Source organism: Paraglaciecola hydrolytica, from assembly GCF_001565895.1.
Lineage (GTDB): Bacteria > Pseudomonadota > Gammaproteobacteria > Enterobacterales > Alteromonadaceae > Paraglaciecola > Paraglaciecola hydrolytica.
Genome location: NZ_LSNE01000009.1, coordinates 171095 through 189503 on the forward strand (window position 1 = coordinate 171095; position 18409 = coordinate 189503).

21 protein-coding genes, 2 tRNA genes and 1 riboswitch are annotated in these 18409 nt (G+C 42.5%); of the genes, 12 read left to right on the forward strand and 11 right to left on the reverse strand.

Annotated features, from left to right (window positions below; translation table 11 throughout):
- Positions 1-260, forward strand: a 260-nt coding sequence (locus tag AX660_RS16505; protein ID WP_268801387.1) for a rhodanese-like domain-containing protein, incomplete at its 5' end; no start/stop codon positions are given.
- Between the two features lie 65 nt (positions 261-325).
- Here AX660_RS16505 and AX660_RS16510 read toward each other — a convergent pair.
- The 7 genes from AX660_RS16510 to AX660_RS16540 form a co-directional block, all read right to left on the reverse strand.
- Positions 326-544, reverse strand: coding sequence for an EF-hand domain-containing protein (locus tag AX660_RS16510; RefSeq protein WP_068379115.1), 219 nt, complete (start codon positions 542-544; stop codon positions 326-328).
- A 94-nt stretch (positions 545-638) separates the two neighbouring features.
- Positions 639-848 carry an EF-hand domain-containing protein gene (locus AX660_RS16515; protein ID WP_068379118.1) on the reverse strand — a complete coding sequence of 70 codons (210 nt, stop codon included), beginning with the start codon at positions 846-848 and terminating at the stop codon, positions 639-641.
- 60 nt (positions 849-908) lie between these two features.
- The gene (locus AX660_RS16520) at positions 909-1118 is read right to left on the reverse strand and encodes an EF-hand domain-containing protein (RefSeq protein ID WP_068379121.1); all 210 of its coding nucleotides are present in this window, start codon (positions 1116-1118) and stop codon (positions 909-911) included.
- Between the two features lie 335 nt (positions 1119-1453).
- Entirely contained in the window at positions 1454-3217 is a 1764-nt protein-coding gene (locus tag AX660_RS16525; RefSeq protein WP_068379123.1) for a sugar phosphorylase, read from the reverse strand.
- Positions 3218-3231: 14 nt separating this feature from the next.
- Positions 3232-4458 carry a glycosyltransferase family protein gene (locus tag AX660_RS16530; RefSeq protein ID WP_068379126.1) on the reverse strand — a complete coding sequence of 409 codons (1227 nt, stop codon included), beginning with the start codon at positions 4456-4458 and terminating at the stop codon, positions 3232-3234.
- Positions 4459-4527: 69 nt separating this feature from the next.
- Positions 4528-5370: an HAD-IIB family hydrolase gene (locus AX660_RS16535; RefSeq protein WP_068379129.1), complete on the reverse strand. Its 843-nt coding sequence runs from the start codon at positions 5368-5370 to the stop codon at positions 4528-4530.
- Positions 5360-6268 (reverse strand): kinase, encoded by a 909-nt coding sequence (locus tag AX660_RS16540; protein ID WP_327082861.1) that lies wholly within the window; start codon positions 6266-6268, stop codon positions 5360-5362. Before AX660_RS16540 ends, AX660_RS16535 begins: the two co-directional genes overlap by 11 nt.
- A gap of 231 nt (positions 6269-6499) precedes the next feature.
- A riboswitch (molybdenum cofactor riboswitch) is annotated at positions 6500-6663 on the forward strand.
- Between AX660_RS16540 and moaA the strand changes: the two genes are divergently transcribed.
- From moaA to moaE, 6 genes are all read left to right on the forward strand, one after another.
- Positions 6654-7622 (forward strand): GTP 3',8-cyclase MoaA, encoded by a 969-nt coding sequence (gene moaA, locus AX660_RS16545; RefSeq protein ID WP_068379132.1) that lies wholly within the window; start codon positions 6654-6656, stop codon positions 7620-7622. It overlaps the preceding riboswitch by 10 nt.
- Positions 7615-8184, forward strand: a complete 570-nt coding sequence (gene mobA, locus AX660_RS16550; RefSeq protein WP_157884347.1) for a molybdenum cofactor guanylyltransferase — start codon at positions 7615-7617, stop codon at positions 8182-8184. The genes moaA and mobA overlap by 8 nt, the downstream gene beginning before the upstream one ends.
- Before the next feature lie 48 nt (positions 8185-8232).
- Positions 8233-8781 carry a molybdenum cofactor biosynthesis protein B gene (gene moaB / locus AX660_RS16555; RefSeq protein WP_068379138.1) on the forward strand — a complete coding sequence of 183 codons (549 nt, stop codon included), beginning with the start codon at positions 8233-8235 and terminating at the stop codon, positions 8779-8781.
- Position 8782: 1 nt separating this feature from the next.
- Positions 8783-9307 (forward strand): cyclic pyranopterin monophosphate synthase MoaC, encoded by a 525-nt coding sequence (gene moaC / locus AX660_RS16560; protein ID WP_082768968.1) that lies wholly within the window; start codon positions 8783-8785, stop codon positions 9305-9307.
- Between the two features lie 3 nt (positions 9308-9310).
- A complete protein-coding gene (moaD, locus tag AX660_RS16565) occupies positions 9311-9568 on the forward strand; it encodes a molybdopterin converting factor subunit 1 (RefSeq protein ID WP_068379141.1) in 258 nt (85 codons plus the stop codon).
- Between the two features lies 1 nt (position 9569).
- Positions 9570-10043, forward strand: a complete 474-nt coding sequence (moaE, locus tag AX660_RS16570) for a molybdopterin synthase catalytic subunit MoaE (RefSeq protein WP_068379144.1) — start codon at positions 9570-9572, stop codon at positions 10041-10043.
- Between the two features lie 218 nt (positions 10044-10261).
- On the opposite strand, the gene AX660_RS16575 is transcribed toward moaE, so the two are convergent.
- Complete coding sequence (locus AX660_RS16575; protein ID WP_068379147.1) at positions 10262-11164, reverse strand: LysR family transcriptional regulator; 903 nt, start codon at positions 11162-11164, stop codon at positions 10262-10264.
- A 158-nt stretch (positions 11165-11322) separates the two neighbouring features.
- Here AX660_RS16575 and AX660_RS16580 point away from each other — a divergent pair, with 158 nt between their 5' ends.
- From AX660_RS16580 to AX660_RS16600, 5 genes are all read left to right on the forward strand, one after another.
- Positions 11323-11781: a MaoC family dehydratase gene (locus tag AX660_RS16580; RefSeq protein ID WP_068379150.1), complete on the forward strand. Its 459-nt coding sequence runs from the start codon at positions 11323-11325 to the stop codon at positions 11779-11781.
- A gap of 399 nt (positions 11782-12180) precedes the next feature.
- Positions 12181-14427: a TonB-dependent receptor gene (locus AX660_RS16585; protein ID WP_068379154.1), complete on the forward strand. Its 2247-nt coding sequence runs from the start codon at positions 12181-12183 to the stop codon at positions 14425-14427.
- A 207-nt stretch (positions 14428-14634) separates the two neighbouring features.
- Positions 14635-14934 carry a 4a-hydroxytetrahydrobiopterin dehydratase gene (locus tag AX660_RS16590; RefSeq protein ID WP_068379157.1) on the forward strand — a complete coding sequence of 100 codons (300 nt, stop codon included), beginning with the start codon at positions 14635-14637 and terminating at the stop codon, positions 14932-14934.
- A gap of 182 nt (positions 14935-15116) precedes the next feature.
- Positions 15117-15193 (forward strand) — tRNA-Met (locus tag AX660_RS16595).
- A gap of 35 nt (positions 15194-15228) precedes the next feature.
- Positions 15229-15305 (forward strand) — tRNA-Met (locus tag AX660_RS16600).
- 136 nt (positions 15306-15441) lie between these two features.
- Here AX660_RS16600 and AX660_RS16605 read toward each other — a convergent pair.
- The 3 genes from AX660_RS16605 to AX660_RS16615 all read right to left on the reverse strand — a co-directional run.
- Entirely contained in the window at positions 15442-16191 is a 750-nt protein-coding gene (locus AX660_RS16605) for a tetratricopeptide repeat protein (protein ID WP_068379160.1), read from the reverse strand.
- A gap of 73 nt (positions 16192-16264) precedes the next feature.
- Positions 16265-17767: a tryptophan halogenase family protein gene (locus AX660_RS16610; RefSeq protein WP_068379163.1), complete on the reverse strand. Its 1503-nt coding sequence runs from the start codon at positions 17765-17767 to the stop codon at positions 16265-16267.
- On the reverse strand, positions 17764-18409 hold a 646-nt coding region (locus tag AX660_RS16615; RefSeq protein ID WP_162266428.1), incomplete at its 5' end, for a tryptophan 7-halogenase. The genes AX660_RS16610 and AX660_RS16615, both read right to left, overlap by 4 nt.

Consider the following 18409-nt stretch of genomic DNA (forward strand, 5'->3'; position numbering starts at 1 on the left):
GCTCTGGGCATATACCTGGCTCGTTTAATCTGCCTTTTAATGACTGTATCAAAGGCGGCAAGCTTAAAACTAAGACCGAGTTACAAACGATGTTTAGTGATATTAATCTTCAACAGTCTATGATCTTTAGTTGCGGCTCAGGCGTAACCGCTTGTATTTTAGCTTTGGCTGCCAGCGAAGCGGGTTTTATGAGTTTGTCGGTTTATGATGGTTCGTGGAGTGAGTGGGGCGCTAAACTAGAATTACCCATAGAGGTTTAAAAAGTGTTAAAAAAAAGCCCTCTGGAGAGGGCAAAGGTACTAGAGTGAAACGTCAATAAAACAAACTAGTTTTCAGTTCTAACTTCTAATTCCAATTTAGACAAATAACCATCTTGGTTAATATCAAGATCCGCAAAAATTGCCGTAAGCGTATCGTCTACTTTCGCTTCGTCCTGACTGATCAGGCCATCGCTGTTGCTATCTAACATGCTAAAGGCATCGCCTGCAGCAAAAACACTGGCAGCGGTTAACATCAATAAAGTTGAAAGCATTAGTTTTTTCATAAGGTTTCTCCGAGATTATTTTTATACGTGCTACAAAGTTTTAGATAAACTGCCCTTGTGGCGGTAAGGGCAGTTCAATTAAGTGCCAGCATAATTAATAATTAGCAAACTCTTCGGCTGATAGATATCCGTCTACGTTGGTATCCAGTTCAGCAAATTTAGCTGATACATCAGAGTCTGCGACTGATTCTGAAATACTGATGAAACCATCGCTATCTGTGTCGAGTTGCGTGAATAACGCTTCGTCTGCTAATACTGCGGTGCTAGCAAGTGCACATAGACCTAAAATTAATAATTTTTTCATAATATTTCTCCAAACATGGTTTATTTAATTTGCCCTTGTATTAACAAGGGCACTTAGTTTTTAGTACTCAGCGAATTCTTCAGCTGATAGATAACCATCGGTATTGGTATCCAGTTCAGCAAATTGTGCTGATACGTCAGAATCTGCTTCAGCTTCGGTAATACTGATCAAACCATTGCTATCCGCATCTAATGAAATGAACAACTCATCGTCGGCTAATACTGCAGTGCTAGCTAGAACACATAGACCTAAAATTACTAGTTTTTTCATAAGGTTAACTCCGTAAAGTTGAGTAGTTAAAGACAGATGGAATAAGCTGGTAACAATGTTCAAAGGTTTATTTCATCTGCGTTCGAATAGCTTATATCAATGATTGTGCCAAACTTAAAATATCCATTTAAAACAATAGCTTATATTGATTTTTTGAGGTTGGTGCTTAGATGTAGGAGAGAAAGAGAATTAAACTGTGGCTTATGGCAGACAATATTATTAATATTTAAAATTTTATCATATTTACCAATGGTTTAACCTGAACCCATACAGCAACCATTGGGTAAAAAAGCCCACAAGAATAGCCTTTAGCTATTCCCTCGGGCATAAAACAACTAGTGTGGTTGGTTGATATTACTGATCCACACTGCACGGTAAGGTGTCAGTAATAGTTCTATATCCTCATGGCAAATCGTTTGTTCACTTAGTAAATCAACCCAACTGTCTGTACCAATCAGATTGATGTCACTGAGGCGAATGACTTGTTCTTGATCACTAATGTTATAAATACAAAATATACTTTGACGCCTGTCTAAGCTTTGGCGCCAAAAACCAAATACCTGATCACCTAATTGCAAGGTGAACTGGGTGGCATTAGGGTGAAACGCCGCTTGTTTTTTACGTACTGCCAGCAAATGCGACATACGTTTGAGTACTTTGCTATGTTGGCTGTAAGGTGAGTCGAGAGCTTCTTTGAGTTTTTTATAATCCCACTTATGCCGATTGATTGAACGATTGTGGCTGGTATTACGCACTTTTTCGTAGTCATTGTTGGTACCCAATAGACTATGAATGTACAAGCCGGGAATACCTTCTAAACCGAACATAATGGCGTGGGCACAAATAAAGCGCTCTAAGCCCCATTTGTCTTGTCCTTTAACCGTGCCTTGCAGGGCATCGTATAAGGCAATATTGATTTCATAAGCTTTTTGCCCACCATTTTCAGCCTTGCGCCACGAAATACGGCCACCAAAATTTTGCATGGTATTGACTAAGGCTGACAACTCACCATCGTTTAATAAACCTTCGGCAGGCCTAAGTCCTAAGCCATCATGAGAGGCAATAAAATTAAAAAAGAAGGTGCCATTTTGCGCTGGTGGCATGCTGCCAAGCCAGGCTTTCAGGTGGCGACAGCTACCGGTGACTAAGGTATTAACTAATAAGGGCGGTAGCGAAAAATTATAAATACCATGGGCTTCATTGGCATTACCAAAATAAGTGAGATTTTGGCGGTTGGGAATATTGGTTTCGGTGATGATCACTGCATCTGCCACGGTATGTTCAATTAAGGTACGAAACAAACGAATAGCCTCATGGGTTTCTTCGAGGTTAATACAACTCGTGCCCTGTTTTTTCCATAAAAACGCCACCGCATCTAAGCGAAAAACCCGAATGCCCACATCGAGGTATTGCTTGATAATGGATGCAAAGGCGAGCAGCACCTTGGGGTTACGAAAATCAAAGTCCACCTGATCGTGACTAAAGGTACACCAAACGTATTTTTCGCCATTAGCGGTTTCGGTTAAGCGCAACAAGTCAGAAGTACGTGGCCTTACAACCTCAGATGTGTCTTCCAACGGTGAGGCAGTAAAGAAAAAATCACTACCGGGACCTTCGCCCTTAATGAAGTTATTAAACCAAGCACTGCGTGCAGAACAATGATTGATCACCACATCCGACATTAAACGAAAATCACTGCATAAAGCGCTGATATCATCCCAATTACCTAAAGCCTCGTTAACACTGGAATAGTCGATAACCGAAAACCCATCATCTGAGCTATAAGGAAAAAACGGCAGAATATGCACAGAGTTGATGATGTCTAAACAATATTCCTGCAAAAAGTGATGCAAGGTTTGTAAGGGTTTTTGATCTGTTTGTTCGATGCTATCGCCATAGGTGATCAACATAACATCTTGTTGATCCCAATTATTATGGTGACGTAAGGGCACTTGAACTTTGTCACTGTGGTCGATATTCATGGTCACTAATAATTGCTGGGTGAGTTCTTCAAAAGAATCCGGCAATTCTATTTCGGCATAAATAACTTGCAGGTGATGGTTTACCCGTTCTTGCAGTTGTTCAAAAATCGATAACATAACAAACCTCTTATTTAGCTGGATTGAAACTCATTAAAGTCGGCTTCAACTGCTTCTTTTAACTTTTCCAGTACGTCGGGCATAGCACTGACTACGCGATTCCAACAGGGCATAAAGGGGGTTTCCATGGGGTTAACTAAAAAGTTTTCGCCGGCTTTCATGATGTTTTGCGCAAACAATTCAACGGCTTTTTCTTCACTATGAATATCTAAATCTAAGCCATTGATGATGGCGTCATTGTGGTAGGCCTCAACAAAATCTAGCGCTATGCGGTAATAGGTTGCTTTAAGAGTGCGAAACGACTCCATGCTAAAAGTTTGTCCTTGAGTCGCCAGTTTACGCAGTAATGATTTAGTGATGTCGATGGACATTTTGGATAAACCACCTTGATCATCATGAGCTGACAAGTCTTGGTGTTTATGATCATAATTTTGTGCGATATCGGCCTGACACAAGCGGTTAGGTGAGTAGTTGCGATGCATTTCCGATAATACCCCAATCTCCAAACCCCAATCGCTGGGAATGCGAATATCGTTGAGTACATCTTTACGAAAGGAAAACTCACCCGCCAGTGGATAACGGAAACTGTCCATATAATCCAAATAAGCACTGGGCCCCAGTACTTTTTTGAGGGCGCGTAATAAAGGAGTGACTAATAAACGGGATACACGGCCATTAATTTTTCCATCGGCTACTCGGGCGTAAAATCCCTTACAAAACTCGTAATTAAATTGCGGATTAGCCACAGGATATATCAGTTTAGCCAACAACGAACGCTCATAGGTCAGTATGTCACAGTCGTGTAAGGCTACTGATTCGGCTTTATTGGATGCTAATACGTAACCCATGCAATACCAAACATTACGCCCTTTACCCAGCTCTTTAGGGGCTAAGCCCAAGGTTTCTAGTTCGGCATCTAAGGCTTTTAATCTTGGGCCGTCATTCCATAAAATGCGATGGTGTTGGGGTAAACGGGAAAAGAAACCCAAGGCATGTTTGTACTGCTCTAAGTTGGCGCGGTCTAAGCCAATCACTATTTGCGACAAATAAGGCACATCACATAATTCATCAACAATGTGGGTGAGGGCTGTACCCTCAAGTTCTGAAAATAGCGAAGGAAGAATTAAACCCATAGGGCGTTTTTGGGAAAAAGTAAGCAGTTCGTTTTCCAGCTCGTCAATAGGACGCTCTGATAAGTTGTGCAAGGTGGTCACGATGCCATTTTGATAAAAGTCGGCCATTTTGCCTCCAAGTAGTTAAAAGTCATTGACTGCCTCGGCAGTTCATTAGGTAAAAAATTGTGTGCAAGTTCAGCTAAAAAGTAGGGACTCCAAACATTCGGCCCAACCAGCAGGGCCACTTAAGGTACTGGTTATTACAGGTTTATTGTTGTTAAGCACGGGCAGGGGATTAACCGGCGATACGATACGCACTGGATAATCAGCCATCTGCAACATAGAAACATCGTTTTGACCATCGCCTAGCGCAATAGATACCCAGTTATGCTCAGGTAATTGTTGCTGGCATTGTTCTATTAACCACTGCATGGCTAAACCCTTGTCGGTGTCGCCTTTTAAATGCATAAAACGCCCGCCTTCTACTGGATTGGCGCCTAACTCTTGCAGTGTTTTAATAAATGAGATTTTTTGTGTAGCTGTACCCAGCCATTCTAAGGGCTCGCCAAATTCTCGTTGTTTGGCAAGTTGGGCATCAGCAGCATTAAGCCCTGTGGCTGCCATGACTTGCTCGATAGACATGGCGGCGAAGTGTCGAAACAAGTCACCATATTGAGCTTGCAGTGCATCGAGCAGATCAATCCATTGGCTGCGGGGCGGAGCAAATGTTTTACACCAATAGCCATCAATTTCTTGAGTATCTGCAGCTTGCTCAGGTAAAAAATCGGTGGGCATATAAACGGCGGCGCCGTTTTCTACAATAAATGGCCCTTGCAATGCCATAGCCTGTCTGAGTTTAAATACCTCGGCTCGGGTTTTACTGGTATTGGGAATAACAGGGATTTTACGCTGCGCCAGTTTATTCAACATGACTTGGGCAGCGGCAAAACTGTAATCATCATGATCCAGCAAGGTGCCATCTAAATCAGTAAAAATGAGCGGATTTTGTTGACTTGTTATCTGCAAACTAGCCAACATTAAATTTTTCCTGTTCAGTGTCTTTGACAATGTGAGCCACGATTTTACGCTGAGTATCCAAGTTAAATACCTCATCACATTGACTTGGCAAGGTAAGTAAAGCGTGCTCAGTCAAACGTTGATAAAACTGAATAAAACGTTTTATTTGTGCTGGGTTCATCAGCCCTGCACGCTCTCCCTTAAGGCTGCGGGCTATCAATTTTTGTTCTTGCTCAAGACGCCAGTTATATACATTGGAAAAGTCCGGCGCTTTCAACATCAGCCAATAGTGCATCATGGCGTATAAAGGTTGATAGTTTTTTAGGAGTTGTTGATTAACATAACGACGCCAAAGACCAAACTGGTCTTCTGTTGCTTCTAAGTCGTTTGCAGTAGTAAATAACTCAACGGGATTTTGCGCTTCTACACCCCAGCACCACCCTTCAACAATAACCACATCTACAGGGCCATCGATAATAGGCCACTCAGTTTCTGGGTAAGGATTGTCAGTACTTTTATCAAACCGTGGTATGGCAACTGCAGGTTTTTTCTCACTCAAAGCATTTAGGACCTCGAGCATCTTGGCAGTGTCATGAGTGCCTGGTACGCCGCGAGTCGCAAATAATGGATGCACTGTGTGGGCTAAACTCTGTCTTTTACGTTGCTCAAAATAGAAATCATCCAAGGATAACACCACTACTTTTAAGTTTTTTTGCTGAGTCAGGTAATCACATAAAAAGTCAGCAAGAGTGGATTTTCCTGATCCCTGACAACCATTTAAACCGACAAAATAAGTGCTGTTTGCAACATTATGGTGCAAAGCAATTTTTTCAGCTAAGGGCATATAATATTGTTTAGCGGTTTGTGCAAATCCGCTGCTGAGCCGGTGTTTACTGATAAATTGTTCAATCATAGGCATATGTTTTCTCGTTTGGTAACGGCTAAATACTCAATAATGTACGAACTACGCTGGGCGTTTATCTTAATAGAGTTCAACTTGCATGCCACAATGAAAGCGTTACCCTCCTCAAGTATTATGGGTATAGCTTAAAAGAAATTTTATTGTGTTAAATTAGTTCCTCTCTCTAGTGCGGTGTAATGGATTTGTGTTACAACGTAAATAGCACATCAACTTAATTGATGTTTATGCCAATTGGAATAACTCCGAGCCTGCTTACCTAACTCTTTGACAAGGTATGTAGGCCGCAAAATTCACATTTGTGATTTTGCCAGGGTTGCAAGAGAAATCGACCAGCCTCCCCTAAGCTCGCAGCAGCAAGCTTTACTTTGGAAAGGTGTTACTTATGTTAGAAGATAAATTTGGCCGCCGCTTTCATTATTTGCGGCTGTCGATCACTGATGTGTGCAATTTTAGTTGCACCTATTGTTTGCCTGATGGTTACGCTTGTGACTCTGATCGCGACTTTTTAAGCTTGCCTGAAATCACTACTTTGGTGAACAGTTTTGCTAAACTCGGTACCAGTAAAATTCGCCTCACCGGTGGCGAGCCCTCCCTACGTAAAGATTTACCCCAAATCATCGAACAATGTGCCAAAACGCCGGGCATTGATCACGTAGCTATGACTAGCAACGGTTATAAGCTCGACAAATGTGTGGATGAGTGGGTAGCGGCAGGTCTTGATTCCATCAATATCAGTATAGATAGTCTCGATCCACGTATGTTTGCTTCTATTACCGGCCATGACAAACTTGAGTCTATTTTGGGTGGTATCGATAAAGCCTTAACCTTGGGACTTAAAGTCAAAGTGAATGCAGTATTGATGCGCCAATATAATGAGGCTGAATTTGGTGGTTTTTTAAAGTGGATCAAACACATGCCTATTAGTTTGCGATTAATTGAATTAATGCAAACGGGCGACAATGTAAGCTTTTTTAATGAAAATCACGTATCGGGTGAGCCTTTAAAACAGCAGCTTTTGCAACAAGGCTGGGGGCAAATTATCCGTGATAAAGCCGCGGGCCCTGCGCAAGAGTTTTATCATCCTGAATATGCCGGTAATATCGGTTTGATCATGCCCTACAGCAAAGATTTTTGCTCAACCTGTAACCGTTTACGCATTGCTGCCACGGGCAAATTACACCTGTGTTTATTTGCTGATCAAGGTTTGGATATTCGGCCATTTTTGCAAAATAATGATGAAATGGGTTTGCAACGTGAACTCGTTAATCTACTGGGCAATAAAGAAGCTACCCATTGGCTTCAAGATGGTTATACCGGCGCGACTAAACATTTGGCCATGCTTGGTGGCTAATACAGCATTAATTGCAGTGGTCTTGGCGGGTGGTAAGTCATCCCGTATGGGGCAGGATAAAAGCATGCTTTATTCGTCTAAGTTGCAGGCTAGTTTGCTACAGCAAAGTATTAGTTTGTTAACCCAACTAGCACATTGTGAAGTCGTGATCAGTAGCAATACTTACGCCGGTGGCGTTAAGGATATTATCCCTGAATGTGGTCCTCTGTCGGGGATCCATGCAGTGTTAAACCAAGCAGGCTTGCAGCCCGTGAATGGTTACCTCTTTATACCCGTAGATATGCCTAAGTTGTCACTCAGACTACTTGAAAGTTTGCTGTTGTTTGGTGAGCAGCAGCAATGTGCCGCTTATGCCAATAATAGTTTTTTACCCTGCTATTTACCCGTTGACCATCACAAGCAAAACAAACTATTAACCGTGCTTAATCAGCAATTACAAAGCAAAGACTGGTCAGTCCGCCGTTTATTGGCGCACTTAGGCGCACGTTCGATGCCGTGGCAGGATGATGAGCAACTGGTAAATATTAATAATCCCCAAGACTGGCAACAACATTGTGTGTGAGCCTGTCTACTTTTCAGTATTTAAAATAAGTAAAAATAAGGTATAACCATGGCTAGTCCCTTAACGAGTCAACCCAAACAAAGTTTAAACATTGCAGTATTAACCGTCTCTGATACCCGTACGCCAGAAACCGATACCTCTGGAGCCTATTTAGTTAAGGCAGTAAAAGAAGACGGCCATAACATTGTTGAAAATCTTATTGTTAAAGACGATAAATATTTACTGCGCGCTGCGGTATCACGCTGGATCGCCAGTGAAAACGTACAAGTGGTGATATGCACCGGCGGTACCGGTTTTACTGCTCGCGATACTACACCAGAAGCACTCAGCATCTTATTTGACAAAGACATTGAAGGTTTTGGTGAGTTGTTTCGCTATTTGTCTTTTAATGAAATTGGCACCTCGACAGTACAGTCACGCGCAGTTGCTGGCATGGCCAATGGCACGGCTATATTTTGTTTGCCCGGTTCCACAGGAGCTTGTAAAACTGGCTGGACAGGTATTTTGCAACAACAATTAAATTCCTTGCATAAACCCTGTAATTTTGTGATGCATCTTAAAAAATCGGCTCAGCCGGCTTGTGAAACGAGAGGCTAAGATGACAATGCAAGCGACCATGAACAATCCCGAATTTAGTAATCAAGCACTATCCCATGTTGACCAACAAGGTAAAGCTGCCATGGTGGATGTGAGCGACAAAACAGTTACGCAACGCATTGCTATTGCAGAGGGGTTTATTAGCATGTCGGCCACCGCCTTTGACATGCTTAAACACAATCAGCACAAAAAAGGCGATGTATTGGCGGTTGCCCGTATCGCTGGAATCCAAGGCGCCAAAAAATGCAGTGATCTTATCCCCTTATGTCATCCCTTAATGTTGACGAAAGTGCAGGTGGATTTTGAACTTATTGATAGTCGCAACAGTGTCAGAATAGAAGCCATGTGCAAACTTGCAGGTCAAACAGGGGTTGAGATGGAAGCGTTAACGGCAGTGAGTGTGGCGGCCTTAACGTTGTTTGATATGTGCAAAGCGGTTGATCCTGCGATGCAGATTTCAGGCATACAGGTTCTGCAAAAAACGGGTGGTAAAAGCGATCATTTGAAGGCAAAAAATGAGGCATAAAATATGTTAAGCATTTTGTTCTTTGGTCAGTTACGTGAACGCCTAAAGACTGACCAATTAAGTGTGGATCTCACCACATTAGGGAATAAACCTACAGTGCAAGCCTTGCGAGTTCACTTAGCTAAGTCTGGCGAGTTATGGCAAGAATTGCTTAACTCGGGAAACTGTTTGGTTGCCGTTAATCAAACCATGGCCACAGATGAAACCGTATTAACTAGTCACGACGAAGTTGCCTTATTTCCACCGGTAACTGGAGGTTAGTATGACGACTAAAGCCTTTGATAAACCTGATTACATAAAGGTACAAAACGCAGATTTTGATATGGCTGTGGAATATCAGCGATTACGCGATGTGGAAGTCAGTGATGGTGCCGTGGTGGTGTTTGTCGGTTTGGTCAGGGAATTTAGCCAAGATAAACACATCAAAAGCATGTTTTTAGAGCATTACCCAGCCATGACAGAACAGGCCTTGCAAACCATAGTGCAAGAGGCAAGGGACAAATGGCCCTTAGGCAAAGTCAGCGTAATCCACCGCATAGGCCATCTTGATGCCAATGCACAAATCGTGATGGTTGGAGTAACAAGCCAACACCGCAACGCCGCCTTCGCCGCCGCCGAATTTATCATGGATTATTTAAAAATGCGTGCACCGTTTTGGAAAAAAGAGATGACCACCAAAGGTGATTTTTGGGTCGAGGCCAAAGCCTCTGATAATGATGCAGCAGCAAAATGGTAACCTTATGTGTTAACGGGCACTAAGACTAGAAGTATGTGCTGCGCACATTAAGCATCGCTGCGTGACGGGGCATGCTCTGGAGTTACCTGCATCCATGCGGGTTATGAATGGCCATCTATGGTCAGCCAGTATTTTTTACGACTGGTGGTAAAAAGTATGGTCGGGCGGTAAGAACGCCGTCTGAAAAACCCAATGGATTGCGCTCGCGTCGCGATGCTTTAGTTTGGATGATAAGCCATCGCGACTTGAGCGATTTGCTCCCGCATCCACATATGGGCATAGTCCATGTCGGCACTCATATGCCAGTATAAAAAATACTCCAGTTGTGGTAATTCAAAAGGTAATTCGTATAAGGACAAGTCGTAGTGTTTGGCTAGATGATAGGGTAAACAGGCGATGAGGTCGGTTTTTACTATGGTGCTTGGCACTGTCAAAAAGTGTTGACTGCGTAATACCACATTACGTTTGGCACCTAACTTATCAATCGCTACTTCAATAGGGCCTGCGCCACTGCGTCTGTGGGATATATTGATGTGGCCCAGACGTAAAAAAGTTTCCATGGTCATGCCATGGGTCAAGTCGGGATGATTTTTACGGGCGACCACGATCAGCCTGTCTTGGGCAATCTTTTGTTTACACAGATGAGGATCACTAAATGACGAGGCATCGGCATAAAAATCCAAGTGTCCACTGGCCATGGCTGATACCACATGGCTACGTTCCAAATCGTAATTTGTTAACGAAATATTGGGTGCGCTTTTTTGCAGTAGGGCAGTGAGCCTCGGCATGATGCTGACTTCAAGTAAATCTCTGGCGGCAAAGTGGAAGGTTTTTTCGGCCTTGAGTGGATCAAAGATATGACTTTGCTGGACACTTTTACGTAATAAGTTTAACGCTTCCCGTGCTGGACCAATAATATTCTGGGCAACGGGGGTTGGGGTCATGCTGTGACCTGTGCGCACAAACAGAGGGTCGTTAAGCATGTCTCGTAATCTGGCCAAAGAGTTGCTCACAGCCGGTTGAGTGATGCACAACACGTCTGCAGCTTTGGTTAAACTGCCAGCAGTATAAATGGCATCAAATACGGCGAACAGATTAAGGTCGATTCGATTTAAGTTCATGAAACAAGCTCCTCAATAATTCAGTGTGATGATATTAGCCTTTAATTATTAATAAAATCAATATATCAATATACACAACATTCATTATGTTGATAGTTGAGCTAGAGCTAAGCTAGACACAATAACTAACAAGAGCAATTAACCAGAGTAGAAGTATTATGCTTAAAAAATTAACTGAATTGAGTGTTGGTGAGCAGCTCACTAAAAGTGATTGGCTTAAAATTACACAAGCAGACATTGATTTATTTGCACAGGCGACCGGAGACAAACAGTGGATCCATGTAGATCCCTTACGCTGTGTTAACGAGAGTCCTTTTAAATCTACCATAGCTCATGGTTATTTAAGTGTGACCTTAATGCCCAATGCTTTTTACCAGATGTTTGTGCCTGATCCTGCCTATCCAACTATTTTGAATTACGGTGTGGATAAAATTCGTTTTCTCGAACCTGTACGAGTGGATGATCAAATTCGTTTTATTTCAACCTTAGCCAAGGTAGAACAAAAAGCCTCAGGCCTATTATTTTACTTTGAGACCGAAGTAGAAATAGCCCACAGGGCGAAACCTGCGATGAAAGGTACTTTTTTAATGTTGCTCTTAGGGGCACAAATTAAATAACTTTAGCTTATAGTTGTGCTGTTTAAAATGTAATCGCATCAACTTGGGCTTGATGCAATATACCTGCCTACTACTTTATCAAATCCTTATCGGCGCTTTGGTTCTATTCGTTTTATCTTAAACAAGCTTGTTACTTTTGGCATGAGCTAATCAGGTCAGACCATAATCAGTACTGATGTTTACATATCAATAACAAATAATTTACATGATTGAGTTCGCCCCCTACTATGAACTAGGGAATGGATATTTGGTAAGGTCCGATTGTTCAATAACCCCATGACATAACAACATTATCGGAATTACTTGTGTGTTTGAGCTTCAGTAGTTGTGGAACGAGGTTTGAGCTTGGTTAGTGAATTACACGGTTAATATCTGATAACTCACGAATTGGGATACATCATGAAACTAAAAACAAAATTAAGTCTGCTTTCTGTCGCAATTATTTCACAGTTGGCATTCGCGCAGCAGCTTGCTATAGCACAAGAACAAACACAAGTTGATGAAGAAGACGAATTCGAAACCATCATGGTGACGGCGCGTAAGCGTACAGAAACCTTACAGAACGTACCATTATCTATTACTGCTATGGGGGCAGAGCAAATAGAAGCGCAAAAAGTCAGAAGTTTAACCAGCTTAGCTGTGGGTATCCCAAACGTATCCTTTGATGATTTAGGTACCACCGCTCGCACCGCTAACTTTTCAATTCGTGGCATCGGTATTAACAGTTCTATTGCTTCAATTGACCCAACAGTTGGTGTGTTTGTTGATGGTGTTTATATGGGAGTTAACGCCGGGATTATTTTTGATACCTTTGATATCGCCAGTATTGAAGTTCTCAGGGGCCCACAAGGGATCTTGTTTGGCCGTAACGTAACCGGCGGTGCGGTATTAATTAATACTAAAAAACCCTCTGATCGTTTTGAAGCAACAATACGCACAGCCGTAGAAGGTGGAGGTGAAAAGCCAAATTTCTATTTAATGGGTTCAGTGAGCGGAGCCTTATCTGATTCCGTTAGCGCAAAGTTGACGGTGTACAACAATAAAGATGAAGGCTGGTTTAAAAACCTGGCGACTGATGAAGCCTTTGGTGAGTCAAAAACCTTAATGGTTCGTCCAGTCGTCACGTGGCAAGCGAGCGATGATGTCGAGTGGATTTTTCGTTACGAATATCAGGATTCAGAAGATCCAGGCCCGGCGGCCCAAAATCATACTAATGGTTTAGGTCAGCCCAGTATGTGGGCTAATTATGATCGTGATTCCTTTGATTTTGCGGTAGACGAAGAAGGGTTTTCGAATACTGAGTCTCACTTTTTTAACACTGAAACCAATATAAAAGTCGCTTTGGGTCAAGGTACGATTACCAACATCTTTGGTTGGCGTGATTTTTCGGCGGAATCAAACAGTGACATCGATTCTACTCCACAATGGTTTTTTCATGCGCCTGCAATGTTAAATACCGAGCAATTTAGCAACGAGTTACGTTACAACGGCCAGTTTGGTAAAACCAATGTAACGACCGGACTGTACTATTTTACTAATTCGATGCAATTACATGAAAGACGTGATCTTCTGGGTATAGCAACCGGTGGAGTAGCACCAGCATTAACCCAAAATGGTGGTGGTAATTATGAAGTTACCACGGCCGCTATATTTGCCGCAGCTGATTATGACATCAACGAGCAATGGTCAGTCAATTTTGGTTTACGTTACACCAAGGAGAAAAAAGATGTAGAGATTGCCTCCTTAGTACGTAATGTTAACGCACCCTGTTCGGTAATCGATGGTACTTGCCCCTTTGATTTTATTGATGACAATTCTTGGAACAGTGTGTCACCCAAAATTGGCACATCGTACAAGGTCAACCGCAGTACCAACATTTATGGCCATTGGACTCGTGGTTTTCGTTCTGGTGGTTATAACTTAAGAAACACTGCGATTGATACAGTTAATCTTGGACCTGGTCCGTTTGACCAAGAGCAAGTGGACAACTTTGAACTGGGCTACAAAAAGAGCTTAGCAAATGGCCGCTTCAGCGCCGCGTTATTCCACAATCAAATTGACGATATGCAACGTGAAGTGAATCTTGCTGATCCGATAGCCGGTGTAGTGCAAGTTATTAAAAACACTGCAGATGCCACCATTTACGGCGCCGAATTTGATTTGATGTACAAACTGACTGATGCCTTACGTACCAACATTTCTATGGGCTATACCAACGCCAGTTATGACAGCGTTCAGTTTGATCTGAATAGTGACGGTGTAGTGAATGACAAAGATAAAGATCTTGAGCTGCCACGTGCACCTAAGCTGACCTATAGCTTTGGTTTAAACCATACTACAGAGATCAATAACTGGGGCGAAGTGGTGTCTAGAGTCAGTTATTCTTACCGGGATAAGTCAATGTATACCGATAACAATCTTGGTTATATTGATGAACAACGTATCGTTGATGCTGGATTTGATTTTTATTCAAATGATGGCAAGTGGGTAGTTGGTCTTTATGGTAAAAACTTACTAAACGAAGTTAAACATGGTGGTGATACTCAGTTACCAGCGATGTTAGGTCCATTACCACTGGGTGGAACCTTTTCACCTTTAGCTAAAGGACGAGTGTACGGTATCGAGTTAACAGTTAACTTTGAATAAGCTTTACGATTAAGAAAAACTAAAATCCCCGGTTTATTCGGGGATTTTTTTAACTGTTATTTGAGAAGCTCTACTTTGTAGCGAAAACTGCACAATGGCTAAACATACATTTTATGCCCTTGTCTTTAATGCTGTGGGTTCATCCCCATACTTAACAAAGCAGTATGGAATTATTATAAATTATTCGTCGCAAAGAGGAGAACGACAATGCAAAAGTATAACCCCGCTCAAATTGCACAGGCTTTATTAGAGCTCAATGCCAATTTAGATGACGAGCAAAAGTGGACAATAGTAGAAGATAAGTTAGCCAAAACCTTTAAATTTAAAAGTTTTATTCGTGCCTTCGGTTGGATGAGTCAAATCGCAATATGGGCTGAAAAACTCAATCATCACCCAGAATGGTTTAACGTATACAACAAAGTAGAGATCAAACTCACTACTCATGATGCCGGTGGGATCAGCGAATTAGATTTTAAATTGGCGGCTAAAATGGAGCTTTTGTATTGAGCTATTTTAAACAACGTACAAAAATACAACGGCATGCTTGTTTAATAAGCAAACAAACGTAAAAATGCTAATTTAATGAGTTTATTTAACTAAGCAACTTGCACCTTACAGAGCCCTATGTATAATACGCGCTCCTTCGAAAGAGGCTTATTTAAAAAGCGCTTTTAAAGTGAAAATTCAGGCGCGGGATGGAGCAGTCTGGTAGCTCGTCGGGCTCATAACCCGAAGGTCGTAGGTTCAAATCCTGCTCCCGCAACCACTTGAATTTTTATTACAACGAAGGCAGATTTCAGACGCGGGATGGAGCAGTCTGGTAGCTCGTCGGGCTCATAACCCGAAGGTCGTAGGTTCAAATCCTGCTCCCGCAACCATATAATAAAGCCCTGAATTTTCAGGGCTTTTTTGTATCTATTCCAAAGAGAAAAGTCAAAAAGGTTTTTTGTTCGTTTTCTAAGTCGGTTTATACATTCTCCACACTTATAAATTTCTAGTTCAATAAGCTTTTTATTAATTGAGTTTAATCTCTCCAGAAAGTGCTTTTTCAAGAAAGTCTATTCTGGCTGTGATCTCGTCACTGCCATTACAATCGCCGCATTTTTCGTGTATTTCCTGGATATTGGCCAGACGTTCCTCAGCACTTTTTTTATCATTACGCAGCAACTGCATGAGTGCCAAGCGGTAGTGGGCGTCGTAGATATTTCGATTTAAAAAGGTTGCGGTTTTTAGGTTTTTTTCTGCTTCGGCGGGGCGACCCAGTTGGATTTGAGAAAGTCCTAACATGTAAAGCTGATATCCACGATCGGCGCAGGTGTGTTCGGGTACGGTGCTACTTTCTTCTCGGTTGGCTAACTTCCCATTGATACTGCTAGTGGGGCCGGATGAATTAGCGACGGAATTACCTTGTGATGACGCGCCCCTTTGGATAGAGGCAGTGCTTTGCAATGCGCTATTAATTGCCGAAGTTTGCATACCACTCACAAAGGCTTGTTTGTTGCGCTCCATTCTTAACGCGCATTTGGCATTTTGCTTAAATTCGATTTCAGCGAGTACAAAGTCACCTGCATAAAACGCGCGGTTAGCCGCATCCAAATTACCGCCACTTACCACTATCCTTTCAATTTCTTGTTTTTCTAGTTCAGCATTTTCAGCTTGACTGCTTTGTTGAGATTTAACATTGGTTGAGGTCAATATCAGTAAATATAAAAACGAAAGCAGACATTTTTTTAGCGTCACAACATGTAAAAATGAATTGAACACGGCATTCTCCTGAGCATTTAATTGTCCTGAAATTTATAGCGCTAATCTACATGGATGACAACAATACATAAGGCTACTTACAAACGTCTTTAAGATACTGTTCGTGCGACGGCATCACTTCTACACATCGTTGGGTGGCGCGATGTAGTTCTGCCATACGCAATTCCAGACTGTTATCGTCAAGTATGTCGGCCAATGGATGATAGCGTTTTGGCTCTATATTTTGGCCATTGAATACTGCAAACCAACTCACTGGGGTAAAGAGTTCTAGATCGTCGCGATAGAGACGGGCGTTTTCTTTATAGATAGCAATACGTTCTTCTAGGGATTTTGGAATTTCCATAGTACGGCAGTAGTTCCAAAAAGGGCTGTCGTTACGTGCCGTGGCGTAGTAGTGCAAAATCAAAAAATCCCGCACTTTTTCGTATTCTGCATAGGTTTTTCGATTGAAATAATCGATATCTGGTTGGTTGAAGGAGCTATCCGGCCAGTTAGTCATCAGCCTTGCAATGGCGGTTTGAATTAAGTGAATTGAAGTGGATTCCAGTGGTTCTAAAAAGCCCGCAGCAAGGCCAATGGCGACCACATTTTTATTCCATGTTTGTTTGCGGATGCCGGTTTTAAAACGCAAAAATTTGGGCTCTGCAATGACGGGGGTATCCAGATCTGCATTAAGACTGGCTAGGGCTTCGTCGTCACTTATAAATTGACTGCTATACACATAACCGTTGCCGGTGCGTGACTGCAAAGGTATACGCCATTGCCAACCGGACTTTTTGGCGGTTGCGCGGGTATAAGGTGGCAGCTCAGGTAAACGTTCTGTTAGTCTTGCTACTGCACGATCGCAGGGTAAATAATGGGTCCAATCTTCATAGCCGGTTTTTAGGGTTTCTTCGATTAACAGGCCTTTAAAACCCGAGCAGTCAATAAACAGGTCACCACTGACAATGCTGCCGTTGTCAAGTTCAAGACTGTCAATGTGGTGGTTAGCAGGGTTTTGTTTTACCTTAACAATCTTGCCTTCTGTGCGTATGACTCCGCGTTCTTCTGCCACTTTACGCATTAATTTTGCGTACAGCGCCGCGTCGAACTGATAGGCATAATCCATAGTACCCAGAGGTGATGAGGTTAAATCAGGGCGTGGGTGTTGAAATTTACCTGCTTTGGCGGCTAAGCCGGGTAAGCTAAATTCGTCTACTGGTTTTGCGGTGCCTTTGTGCTTTTGACGCAGCCAAGTATGATGAAAGTGCACCCCTTGCATGTCTACGCCATAGGGGCCAAAGGGGTGAATATAACTATCACCGAGTTTTCCCCAATTGACAAACTCAATACCCAGCTTAAAGGTTGCACTGGTGTGCAGCAGAAACTCACTTTCTTCAATACCCGCTAAACGATTGAAATATTTAATATGGGGTATGGTGGCTTCGCCAACACCCACAGTACCAATTTCTTCTGACTCAACGAGTTGAATGTTGATGTCTTTAGTGCCTAATGATTTTGACAGCGCGGCCGCGGCCATCCAGCCGGCAGTACCACCGCCAACAATAACGACGCTTTTAATATTGTTGTGCTTCAAAAGTTTACTCCATTTGCATATTGGTGAATAAATTCGCCATGAGTGGGCAGGCGACTTACCGCCTGTTTCATGGCGCTATTCATTGAATCAAGACTACGTTGGATATCGCTGACAGGGATACCACTTAAAATGGGTTCATATACTTCAGGCTCAATATGTTGCCCCAGCATAACGGCCGTCCAACTCGCTTTTGAAAATAACTCCTGATCATCACGAAACACCCGTCCGCCAGCTCTGAATAATTCAATTTTATGTTGCAGGCTATCGGGAATTGGCATGGTGCGACAGTAATTCCAAAAGGGGCTATCGTCCCGTTGTGTGGCGTGATAATGCAAAATAATAAAATCTCTTACCTGAGTGAATTCCCGAGTCATTAAACGGTTATATTCATTTTGTAATATGCTAGAGAGCTTGCCATCAGGGTAAAGCCCAATAAACCTCACGATCCCTTGTTGGATAAGAAAAATCGAAGTGGATTCTAGTGGCTCAAGAAAGCCGCCTGACAAACCCAGTGCGATACAGTTTTTCATCCAAAATTGCTCACGACAACCGGTTTTAAAATCAATGGTGCGTGCCTCACCTAAGGGCTTTGCATCTAAACCCGCCAGTAAAACCTGATTGGCTTCATCGTCAGAGATAAAA

Excerpts from the sequence above, each read along its gene's own strand:
- AX660_RS16510 (WP_068379115.1), bottom strand. The coding sequence starts at position 544 with ATGAAAAAACTAATGCTTTCAACTTTATTGATGTTAACCGCTGCCAGT.
- AX660_RS16515 (WP_068379118.1), bottom strand. The coding sequence starts at position 848 with ATGAAAAAATTATTAATTTTAGGTCTATGTGCACTTGCTAGCACCGCA.
- AX660_RS16520 (WP_068379121.1), bottom strand. The coding sequence starts at position 1,118 with ATGAAAAAACTAGTAATTTTAGGTCTATGTGTTCTAGCTAGCACTGCA.
- AX660_RS16525 (WP_068379123.1), bottom strand. The coding sequence starts at position 3,217 with ATGTTATCGATTTTTGAACAACTGCAAGAACGGGTAAACCATCACCTG.
- AX660_RS16530 (WP_068379126.1), bottom strand. The coding sequence starts at position 4,458 with ATGGCCGACTTTTATCAAAATGGCATCGTGACCACCTTGCACAACTTA.
- AX660_RS16535 (WP_068379129.1), bottom strand. The coding sequence starts at position 5,370 with ATGTTGGCTAGTTTGCAGATAACAAGTCAACAAAATCCGCTCATTTTT.
- AX660_RS16540 (WP_327082861.1), bottom strand. The coding sequence starts at position 6,268 with ATGCCTATGATTGAACAATTTATCAGTAAACACCGGCTCAGCAGCGGA.
- moaA (WP_068379132.1), top strand. The coding sequence starts at position 6,654 with ATGTTAGAAGATAAATTTGGCCGCCGCTTTCATTATTTGCGGCTGTCG.
- moaB (WP_068379138.1), top strand. The coding sequence starts at position 8,233 with ATGGCTAGTCCCTTAACGAGTCAACCCAAACAAAGTTTAAACATTGCA.
- moaC (WP_082768968.1), top strand. The coding sequence starts at position 8,783 with ATGACAATGCAAGCGACCATGAACAATCCCGAATTTAGTAATCAAGCA.
- moaD (WP_068379141.1), top strand. The coding sequence starts at position 9,311 with ATGTTAAGCATTTTGTTCTTTGGTCAGTTACGTGAACGCCTAAAGACT.
- moaE (WP_068379144.1), top strand. The coding sequence starts at position 9,570 with ATGACGACTAAAGCCTTTGATAAACCTGATTACATAAAGGTACAAAAC.
- AX660_RS16575 (WP_068379147.1), bottom strand. The coding sequence starts at position 11,164 with ATGAACTTAAATCGAATCGACCTTAATCTGTTCGCCGTATTTGATGCC.
- AX660_RS16580 (WP_068379150.1), top strand. The coding sequence starts at position 11,323 with ATGCTTAAAAAATTAACTGAATTGAGTGTTGGTGAGCAGCTCACTAAA.
- AX660_RS16585 (WP_068379154.1), top strand. The coding sequence starts at position 12,181 with ATGAAACTAAAAACAAAATTAAGTCTGCTTTCTGTCGCAATTATTTCA.
- AX660_RS16590 (WP_068379157.1), top strand. The coding sequence starts at position 14,635 with ATGCAAAAGTATAACCCCGCTCAAATTGCACAGGCTTTATTAGAGCTC.